The organism is Haloglomus irregulare (assembly GCF_007421925.1).
GTDB lineage: Archaea > Halobacteriota > Halobacteria > Halobacteriales > Haloarculaceae > Haloglomus > Haloglomus irregulare.
The window spans coordinates 18,465-28,078 of the sequence record NZ_QMDX01000022.1 but is presented as its reverse complement, the minus strand read 5'-3'; the positions used below and the strand labels follow the sequence as shown (position 1 = coordinate 28,078).

Annotated in this window: 7 protein-coding genes; 1 reads left to right on the top strand and 6 read right to left on the bottom strand. The window is 67.0% G+C overall.

The window, feature by feature from the left end:
• Nucleotides 1–245 precede the first annotated feature (245 nt).
• The 6 genes from DP107_RS17890 to DP107_RS17865 form a co-directional block, all read right to left on the bottom strand.
• Nucleotides 246–1,727, bottom strand: coding sequence for a hypothetical protein (locus tag DP107_RS17890; protein ID WP_144263474.1), 1,482 nt, complete (start codon nt 1,725–1,727; stop codon nt 246–248).
• Nucleotides 1,720–2,691 carry a signal peptidase I gene (locus DP107_RS17885; protein ID WP_144263473.1) on the bottom strand — a complete coding sequence of 324 codons (972 nt, stop codon included), beginning with the start codon at nt 2,689–2,691 and terminating at the stop codon, nt 1,720–1,722. The genes DP107_RS17890 and DP107_RS17885 overlap by 8 nt, the downstream gene beginning before the upstream one ends.
• The gene (locus DP107_RS17880; RefSeq protein ID WP_144263472.1) at nt 2,688–3,959 is read right to left on the bottom strand and encodes a hypothetical protein; all 1,272 of its coding nucleotides are present in this window, start codon (nt 3,957–3,959) and stop codon (nt 2,688–2,690) included. Before DP107_RS17880 ends, DP107_RS17885 begins: the two co-directional genes overlap by 4 nt.
• Complete coding sequence (locus tag DP107_RS17875) at nt 3,956–4,771, bottom strand: hypothetical protein (RefSeq protein ID WP_144263471.1); 816 nt, start codon at nt 4,769–4,771, stop codon at nt 3,956–3,958. Before DP107_RS17875 ends, DP107_RS17880 begins: the two co-directional genes overlap by 4 nt.
• Nucleotides 4,772–4,994: 223 nt before the next feature.
• Entirely contained in the window at nt 4,995–6,536 is a 1,542-nt protein-coding gene (locus DP107_RS20330) for a SipW-dependent-type signal peptide-containing protein (protein WP_185977389.1), read from the bottom strand.
• A 189-nt stretch (nt 6,537–6,725) separates the two neighbouring features.
• Nucleotides 6,726–8,609, bottom strand: a complete 1,884-nt coding sequence (locus tag DP107_RS17865) for a VWA domain-containing protein (RefSeq protein ID WP_144263470.1) — start codon at nt 8,607–8,609, stop codon at nt 6,726–6,728.
• 365 nt (nt 8,610–8,974) lie between these two features.
• On the opposite strand from DP107_RS17865, the gene DP107_RS17860 reads away from it, so the two are divergent.
• Nucleotides 8,975–9,517 (top strand): DUF7344 domain-containing protein, encoded by a 543-nt coding sequence (locus tag DP107_RS17860; RefSeq protein WP_144263469.1) that lies wholly within the window; start codon nt 8,975–8,977, stop codon nt 9,515–9,517.
• The last annotated feature ends 97 nt before the right edge of the window (nt 9,518–9,614 follow it).

The window sequence follows — 9,614 nt, the reverse complement described above, 5'->3', positions numbered from 1 at the left end:
TGCGGCGATTCACGCCCGCCCTGAAGCGCGGGATTCTCTCGCCTAATGAAGATAGCTAAGTTCCGGGGCGTTCGCCGCGTCTCTGTAGACCCCAGAACCGTCCCGAAATCACAGGAGCGCGACAACGACGCCGACGAGCAGTAGGAGTACGAAGAGGTACCCCAAGAGTACGAGCACGTTCCGCTTGTGTGCGCCGCGAGCCGTCCCGGGAGGACAGGGGAATCGGCCTGCTTTGGCTGGCATCATCAGGTGGTCCCGGAGTCGTCGGATGAGCTGTCGTCGGTGGAATTGTTCCCGGCGGAACCGCCAGATTCGTTGGTGGAGTCGGACGAGCCATTGTCGTTGGACTCCCCGCCCGAGTCGGGTGTCCCGCTAGATTTCGACTCGGTGTCCGGATCCGATGTCGAGTCGGAGCCATCAGAGTCCGATGTCGAGTCACCGGACGTACCACCGCCGTCAGATCCGATCGAATCAGTGCTTCCGTCACTCGCGTCTCCGCTTGACCTACCGTCGTCGCTTCCTGACGACTCCGTCTCGTCGCTGGACGTATCGCCGTCGTCGGATCCGGTCGGGTCGGAGCCCTCGGAACCTGATGTCGAGTCGCCGGACGTATCGTCGTCGTCGTCGGATCCGGTCGAGTCGGTGCTGCCGTCACTCGTGCCTTCGTCCGAGCCGTCGTCGCTTTCTGACGACTCCGTCGTGTCACCGTCCGGTGACGCTGGTTTGTCGCCGGACGCGTCGCTGTCGTCGGATTCGGCCGAGTCGGTGCTGCCGTCACTCGTGCCTTCGTCCGAGCCGTCGTCGCTTTCTGACGACTCCGTCGTGTCACCGTCCGGTGACGCTGGTTTGTCGCCGGACGCGTCGCTGTCGTCGGATTCGGCCGAGTCGGTGCCACCGTCGTCCGTGTCTCCGTCTGAGCCGTCGTCGCTTTCTGATGATTCTGCCGCGTCGTCACCCGACTTCGTCTCGTCGCCAGACGTGTCACTATCACCGGATTCAGTCGAGTCGGTGCTGCCGTCACCGGTATCCCCGTCTGAGCCGTCGTTGCCCGACTTCGTCTCGTCGTTGAACGTGTCGCTGTTGTCGGATTCGGCCGAATCGGCGCCCCCCTCACCGGTGTTTTCATCGGATCCGTCCTCGTCCGATTCCGCCTCGTCATTTTCTGCCGGGCCTGCCTCGTCGCCGGGTCCGGCCGAATCAGCGCTTCCCTCACTATTGTCTTCTTTCGGAACGTCATCAACAGATTCCGTCTCATCACCCTCATTGGATTGGGCCGAATCAGTGTTGTCGTCGCCGGTGCCCTGGCCGGACGCACCGCCGTTCGACTTCTGTCCGCCGCGTGAGGTACTGGGTGACGACGGCGTCGAATCGTCGTCAGTGGCATTCCCACTGGGCGCGACGTCGGGCATCGTGGCGTTCTGGTCCGGGGTGCCGTCGGGGACGGACGAACCGTTTCCGTTAGACTTCGGTAGTCCTCCTGTCGTGTTCTGGCTAGTCACGTTCGAGTCAGACTCGGGTGTGCCTGTACTGGTCGTGGAATCAGCACTCGAGGTGTCGAACTGGACCTCCGTGGCGTCGTCGATCACGACAGCGTCGGGGGCCGAAACGTCGGCGCTGAATCCGAGCGAGACCGATTCCTCGTCGGACAGCAGCGCGGCCGACACGCCGGCGGACGCCGCCGCGAACAGGACGAGCAGAACGCACACGACCGCGAGCGTCTCATTCATCGTCGCCCTCCGCGTCCCCGCTGCCGTCCGTCAGCGCGGGGACGTCGGCGAGGGGTGTAGGCTTCGGCTCCGGGTCGAACGACGGGTCCGACTCCGGGTCCGAATCCGATCCCGGTTCCGAGCGCGCCGCGCGGGCTGCCCACCACGCGGCGAGCGTCACCCACCCGGCGAACAGGAGGCCGAGGAGTCCCATAGTAAATGCCCCGACCGAAATCGGGGTCGGGGCCGCGGTCAGTGAGAGCTCCCAGTAGAGGTTCCATCCGGCGTACGCGAGCAACGCCCCCATCGCGAGCAGCGTTAGCTTCAGGTCGACCGCGGCGATCGAGACGGTTTCGACCGGTGCTGGCTCCGTTTCGGCGTCGGCTGCCGGGAACTCCCAGTCGGCCGTCCCGTCAGCGTCCGGGTCTCCCGAGTCGTCTGAAGCCTCCGCGCCGGCTCCAGGCGACGCCGCCGATTTCTTGCCTCCGTCCGGCTCCCGCCGGGCCCACGCGAGTAGTTCGCTCACGCCGAGCAACACCAGTGGACTGATGACCAGCGCGACGTACCCCACAGGTGTGTTTGCCCACAGAATCAGGCGACCGACGACGGGGATTGTGAGGACGACCCGTCCAATGACCGCTTCGGGGCCGATCAGGTCTGCGTCGGCGTTCTCGTTCGCGTCACCCTTGGTCTCGTATCCGCCGTCGACGACGCCGACGACGCGGTGTGTCGTCGGGACGCTGTCGCCGGGTCGGCTGTAGGTGATCACGTCACCGATCCCCGCGGGGCCAGATGCGTCGACCATTACGACGTCGCCGGGCGACATTGTCGGCTCCATACTTCCGGAGAGGACGACGAACCCCTCGTCGGCGCCAATGACCTGCGGAACGGCGAAGACCGCAAACGGTGAGACCGCCGCGATCAGGACGATCGTCACGAGCAGCTGGGCGGGACCCGGCCTCGACGGCCGCAGGAATCGGGTCATTGGTCACCTCTGGGCGACGCCGCCGCCGGACCGCCCCGGTCGGGCGGTCCGCCCCTGGAACCGCCGGGGGTCTCCGGCCCGTCGGGATTGCTGGGACCCTTCGACTCCTCGGGGGTGCCGTTGCTTCCCTGCATGAGCGACGGGTCGCTGCACCCCGAACAGTCCGCGTCGGACTCGGTCGTGCAGACGCAGACGAGGACGTAGTTGACGGCGTGGCCGTCGGGTGCGTACACGACGCCGTCGGCGTCGCTGCCGGGAAGCCCCGCGGTGTCAGCACGAGTCCCGTCGTTGCGGTCGTACGTCTCGACTCCGGGCCCGCCCTTCACCCGAACCGTGCAGAGCCGTGGGGCCATCCCGCCGGGGTCCGCCCTGTTCCGGAGCCGGAACGCGACGCCGACCGTCTCGGAGACGTCACCCTCGCCGAGAACGTCGTCGACGGTCCGGTACACGTCGAGCTCGTACTCGGTGCTGCCCTCGGTGAACGTGTAGACGCCGGGGTCGATCCGGCTCTCGCTCCCGGGCTGGGTGTCGCTGCCGAGGTCCAGCTTTCCGATCGTCCGGCAGCACGTACAAACATCGCCAGGAGGGCACGGGGCGACGTCGACATCGGCGAACGGGTTCGTCGGGGTAGCGTGTCGACACTGGGTGGCCGACGCCCACAGCGGGAGGTCGACAGTCTCCGAGCCGACGTAGCCGACCAGTTCATACTCCGCGAGCAGACATACTCGGTCGGTCAGGCAGTCGAGCGTTCCGGTGGCAGGGTCGCCGTCGATCCGGCGGCCGCCGCGGAGCGCCGTGGCCACCTCCCGGAGGGAGCCGTCGGCGATCCGACTGACCCGGGCGCCCGTCTCGCAGTCGGCGTACGACAGCGTCAGTCGGAGCGCCTCCCCCAGACTCGTTGCCGCCGGGTCGGGGCAGCGGGTCGCGACCCACAACGCCGCGGGGTTGTTTACCGCGTGGCCGCGCTGCGGTAACGAGAAGGTAAGCAGCGTCCGGCCGGACGGCTCGTCGGCGCCGAGCGCTCCGATCGGGAGCCGGACGCGTGGTCCGTCGACGGTGCCGGAACGCCCGGGGCCGTCGGCACCAGGGCCAGCCAGGATCTCGTATTCGATCATCAGATTGAGCATACCGGCCGTAAGCGACGCCTCGAACTTCTCGTCGTCCCGGAGCATCGCCGTGGTTTCGGCCCCGGAAGCGGTCCAGACGAACCCGCCGGTCCCGCCGGCGGCTGCGATCGCTGCCAGCACGCGGCGGCGGCTGACCGTCATTCGGAGCCTCCGACGCCAAAGGGGCTGTCGCCGCTGCAAGGGCCCCCCGCGAACGCGAACTCGAAGCCGAGAGCGTCGCCCTGTGAGCGGTTGTCGACGTCGGCGGGGAGCTCCCATCGGAGCGCAACGCACCTGAGCGAGCCTGGATCGAGGCAGTCGAGCGCGAGCGCGCCGTCGGCGCCGCCGATGTCGGTGCTCGGTGCGAACGCGTTGGTGAACGACGATCGTGCCACCAGCGGCGACTCCAGGGACTCCTCGAAGTTTCTGATACCGTCGCACCCGCGGAGCGGCGACCCGTCGATCCAGACCTCGACGACCGCGTCGTCGCCAAGCTCGCCGCGATCCGGCGTGGTGTCGCCGTCCGTTCGCTCCGGTTCGTTGATTCCGTGTTCGTCCGCGCCAGTAATCGAACCGGCGATCCAGACGTCGAGCGGCTCCGACGGCTCGGTTTCAACGACCTCCAGCCCGACCACGACCGTTCCGGTATCTCCGGGGAGGACGTTTCCCACGGAGATGACCGGCCCGGAGACGTCGGTCACGAAGGTCGCCTCCTCGACGTAGCCAGGCGATCGCTCGGAGTCAAGTACCGCATCCGCGTCCGTTTCGGTCCCGTCTCCATCGGTGCTCCCGACGAGTGCGCCATTGTACGTCTCGTACCACGCGACGCGAAGGCGCCGGTCGTCGGTGTCGTCGTCGGGCGCGGCGTAGGTGTATGTCGAAAACCGTGGCGGCCGCTGGCCGAGGGTGAGTCCCCCGATAGCGAGGGCTCCGCCGCCGATTCCGGTTAACAGCTGTCGACGTGTGAATAACATATATTTTGTCTCCCGGATGTGCCGGGTCGGTGTTTGTCAGTTCGACGTTCTTGTTCCGATACGGTAGATCGGACCATAGGTATGCGCCGATTTCGGATCGGTACGATCCTCATACCGTCGGGTACGCAAGCAGTACGACCGGCCGTTGGCCCGGAATCGTCACGGCCGCCGGAGCGACCGTGTGTTCCCGCTTCGAGCCGACGTGGGCCCCCGTGCGGTTCGTTCATCCGACCACCGATCGCGTCACGATCCCCCGCCCGGATGTCTCCCCGCGGTAGGCGAGCGTCAGCGACACTTGCCGGTCGCTCATATCGACCCCGTCTCCGGTCGAGTCGCGGAACGAGAACAGCGTCACCGGAGCCGTTTCGCCCGGCTCAAGGGACGGTTCGCGGTCCGCGCTGTCGGTGTAGCCGTCGCTTCCGAGCGCGATCGACCCCGGCAGAGCGATCCCGCCCGAGACGTCAGTGTATCCCGGCGTCGACGCGTCAACATAGACCTCGTAGCCCGCGGGGTTCGACGTGTCGGCGATCGCGTCACTCAGCGCGACGATCACGGAGTCGGCGGGCTCGATCGTCAGATCGGTCAGTGAGACCGGCTCGTTCAGACCGTTGCGGAGGTCGAACGCCAGCCCGATCGGGCCGGGATTCGGCGATTCGGCCGCCCGGGCGTTCAAGATCGAAAGTCCCGGGGCCGGGGCGCCGCCGGCGTTGTGACGGGCCTGCTCGGCGTAGACCCCGACGTCGAACGCCACTGAATCGCCGTGAATCTCGTTGACATGGTCGATCGGAAGCGCGAGCGACAGCCCGAGGTAGCGCGTCGTCGAGTTCTCGAACGGCTCGCGGGCCGGATCGCCGCCGGGCGCGGGTACGCCGTCGACGACCTCGTCGTAGTCGGTCGAAAGGTCGCCGTCGAGGGGGACGCCGTTCCCGGTCCTGACGAGGTCGAGAAACTCCCGCAGCGAAGGGTCGGCCGCGGGGTCGTCGTTGCCCCCGAGGATCACTCGCTCGCCCGGACCGCGGGTCGCGTCGCCGGTCGACTCATACCAAGCGGTCACCCGGAGCGCGTCGAGCAGTTCGACGACCGGCTCCGCGCCGTCGCCGGCCTTGCGGGTCCCGTCGCGAGTCTGGTCCTCGTCGGGATCGCCCGCCTCGGGTTCGGTGATCGCTCCCTCATCGGAGTCGACAAGCGCGCCGGTCAGCCAGAGGTAGCCCGGGTTGTCGAACAGGTGGAGGCTGACGTCCAGCGTGATCCGGTCGCCGGGCTTCAGATCCGCGAACGTCTCGGAGTCGAGCACCACCGAGGCGGGATCGGGTTCGACCGGACGGTCGGCGAACTGGTCACGATACCGCGCCTCAACGGCCGCGCGCTCGCCGTCTGTGAGAGCGCCGAGATCGGCGCCGAAGCCGGCCCGGTCGGCGATCTCCGCCCGCGTGAAGATCGGATCGCGGATCCCGTCGCTTCCCGCAACAAAGCTCCCGCCGTTGAGAATGTCATCGCTCTTGAGTAGACGGGTTGGATCGGTCGGGTCGTTGACGAACTCGTCGGGCGCGGCGTCAACGTAGACGAGGCCGTCGGGGCCGTCGTACGTGACCTGCCAGTCCACCTGCAGATCGAACTCGCCGGCGGTGACGGAGCTGCCGTCGAAGCGCTCGACGTCGTTGAAGTACGCCGTCGTTCCGAGGCCGGCGCCCGCCGCGGCGACGCCGATCGTGCCGAGCCCGGCGAGCAGCGACCGTCGGCTGAGTGTGTGAATGTCTCGTGTCATCGTGATGCTCCCCGGAGGGAACGCCCGGTGGCGGTCCCGAACCGCCGTGTCGGCCCGCGGCCGGTCCGCGTCCGATCCGGGTCTCAGCACCACCGTCGCTGATATGAACAGACGGTTTCGGTGCTGTCAGCGCACCCTATGATACGACCGTAGGGTGGAGGTGAGCCGATGAGGTACGATGTTACCTGATCAGCTCAACTGTTCGGTCGTGGTGTTCCCGGTTTCGGTGGTGTTCCCGGTTTCGGTGGTGTTCCCGGTTCCGGTGGCGTTCCCGTCCTCTGGGATCATCCCGACGCCGGTGTTGTGCCGGGCCTGCTCGGCGTAGAAGCCGATGTCGAAGCCGGCCTTGTCGCCCTGAATCTGGTTCGCGTGGTTGACCGGAAGCCACCACTGGAAGCCAACGCAGTGGGTGACGCCCGCGCCCGTGAACGGGTCGCGGTTCGGGTCGTCCTCGGGGTCGGCCAGCTCGTCGAAGGTCGTCACGCGGTTGCCGTCCAGCGGCACACCGCGGCCCTCATTTTCCGAGAGCGCCGAGAGCGCCGTCCGGAGGCTGCCGTTGAAGAAGACCTCCTCTTCGACCACGACCTCGGCGGCAATGTCGTCGGCGACGCCGGGGAAGTTGCTGATCGGGATCTGGTTGTAGAAGCCCGCGCTCGCGATCTCGTCCTCGAGGTAGTCGCTCAGGTCGCGTCCGCCGCCGAGTTCCGTGGTACCAGGTGCGACGTTGAGCACCGCGATCCGGGAGCCGTCGGGGTTGGCCTTGACCGCGTCGGCGACCAGGGCGGTCTCGTCCTGCTCAGCTTCCGTGACCGTCGCGGGGTCGGAGTCGTTGTTGTCGTAGCCGGGGCTGTTGTCGTCGGCGGAGAAGCCGGCGCCACGCGGTGCGGAGTACGAGCTACCGCCCACGCTGGCGCTGTAGCTTGGGTCCGTCTCGTTCTCGCCGTAGTTCGGGCCGCCGTCGGTGACGACCACCACGACGGGGAGAGCGTCCGGCCGACCTTGGTCGTCGAGCACCTGATCCGCGATGTCTATCGCGCCGGGCATCGGGGTGTCAGCGCCGTAGCTGAGACTTCCCAGACTGAAGTTGCCGGGGTCGACCAGCCCGGAGAGGCCGGTCACGCTGTCGTCGCCGAAGCTGACCGCGCCGACCTGTGCGGAGCCGTCCGTCGGGAGGGCGTCCACGAAGGTTGCGACGCCGTCCTCGAGATCGGTCTGCTCCTGGCCCGTAATCGAGCCGGAGGTGTCGATAGCAAGCATGATATCGACCTCGCCGCGCCGCTCGACCTGGTTGTCACAGTCCGGGTCGTACCACATTCGGACCTGCATCTCGTCGAGCAGCTCCACGACGCCCTCCATCTCGTCGGGGTCGTTGCGCTCGGGCTCGGTGAGGATCCCCTCGCCGGTGAAATCCTCGTTCAGCATGCCGTTCAGCCAGACGTAACCGGGGTTGTCACACAGGTGGAACGAGAAGGTGACCTCGCCAAAGTCGCCGGGCTTGACATCATCCAAGTTGATCAGCGGGTCGCCAGGGGCGGTCACGTCGTTGCTCGTCCGGTTGGGCGCGTAGAGGCCCTCGGAGAGTTCCTCGGCGTCCGCGTTGCCCACGTTCGTCAGGCCGGCCTCGCCGTTGCAGACTTGATCGTCGCTGAACTCGTCCTGAATGCCGTCATTATCGCCGTCCGGGAGCGCCTCGATTGAGGTGGCGTCCCAGAACGCGTCCTTGTTCTCCTGGAAGGTGCCCTCGCCGAGGAACCGGATGGCGACCGCGCGGGCGTCCGGGTTCTCGACCGCAGGGAGGATGTACTGATTGTCGTCGAGGATGTCGATGTCGCTCTCGGGGACGAGCTCGACGAGGTCGCGCCCGGCCGAGCCGTCGTAGTAGTGTTCCTCCCAGTCCACGAGCACGTCTAGTGTGCCCGCGGTCAGTTCGTTCCCCTCGAAGTCCTCCTGGTCGCTGAAGAACGCGGAGGTCCCGAGGCCCGCTCCCGCGGAGGCGAGGCCGACGGCGCCGAGGCCGGCGAGCACGCGGCGGCGGGAGAGGTCGTACAGCTTCTGGTTGTTGTCGTCTGTCATTGGTCTGGGTTCCCGCCGGGCGACGACCCACCGCGGGCCGGCAGTACCGATCGGGATGACTCACCCCAGCACTCGGGGGGTATTACCTATGCACAGATTCAGGCGTTTCAGCCCCAAAACGCCTGTTTTTAACGAATCGTTATCGGAATTTGGGGCGCTGGTACGAAGCCAATACCGCTGCGTACGCCGGTTATACCGGCCACATATGTGGATCATACCGGTCGAGTCCGAGATCATACCGGTTGGTCCGGTGAGCGTACCGGTCCGGACGCGATTCGGGCCGGATCGGTACGCCGAGCGTGCCGCTCGGGCGGAACGTGGCAGTCGGTCTATACATATGCCACCGTAGCACGTCTGGTAAGCCGATGTTTCAACGATCCGTACTTCCAGAAGTGGAGGTCTACCACGTTCTGAGTAGCGCGCGCAGGCGCGAGACGCTCGCAGAACTGTGGGGACAGCCGGAGCCGGTCTCCCTGCGTGAGCTCTCCGAGGCCATCGCCGCGACCGAGTCCGGATCACATCCCGCGCCGCGGGCGCTCCGGGAGAGCGTCTACAACGCCCTTCACCAGACACACCTCCCGAAGATGGACGACCTCGGGCTGGTCGCGTACGACCCCGATCGGAAGACGGTCTCCGCGTGCGCGGAGGCGAGACAACTCGGGCGGTATATGGACGTCACCACGCGCCTGGGCGTGACGTGGGGGGAGTACTACCGCGCCCTGGGTGTGGCGGGGCTTTTCATCACGGTCGCGTCGCTGGCCGCAGTTCCCGGGTTCGCCGCCGTCGATCCCCTGATCCCGGCGACGGGGTTCCTGGGCGCCTTCGCCGCCTCGACGGTCTACCAGCTGCTGGCCGAACGGCTCGGCGTCCGGGGACGGATCAAGCGGCTCTGCGCCCGACTGTTCTGAGACGACTCTTTTTTCCAGGTCGAACGCCGACCCCACGGTTCGGTCGAGTGCCGATCACGAACCGAGCTGAGGGAGTGTGTTGAACGCAGCCACGATC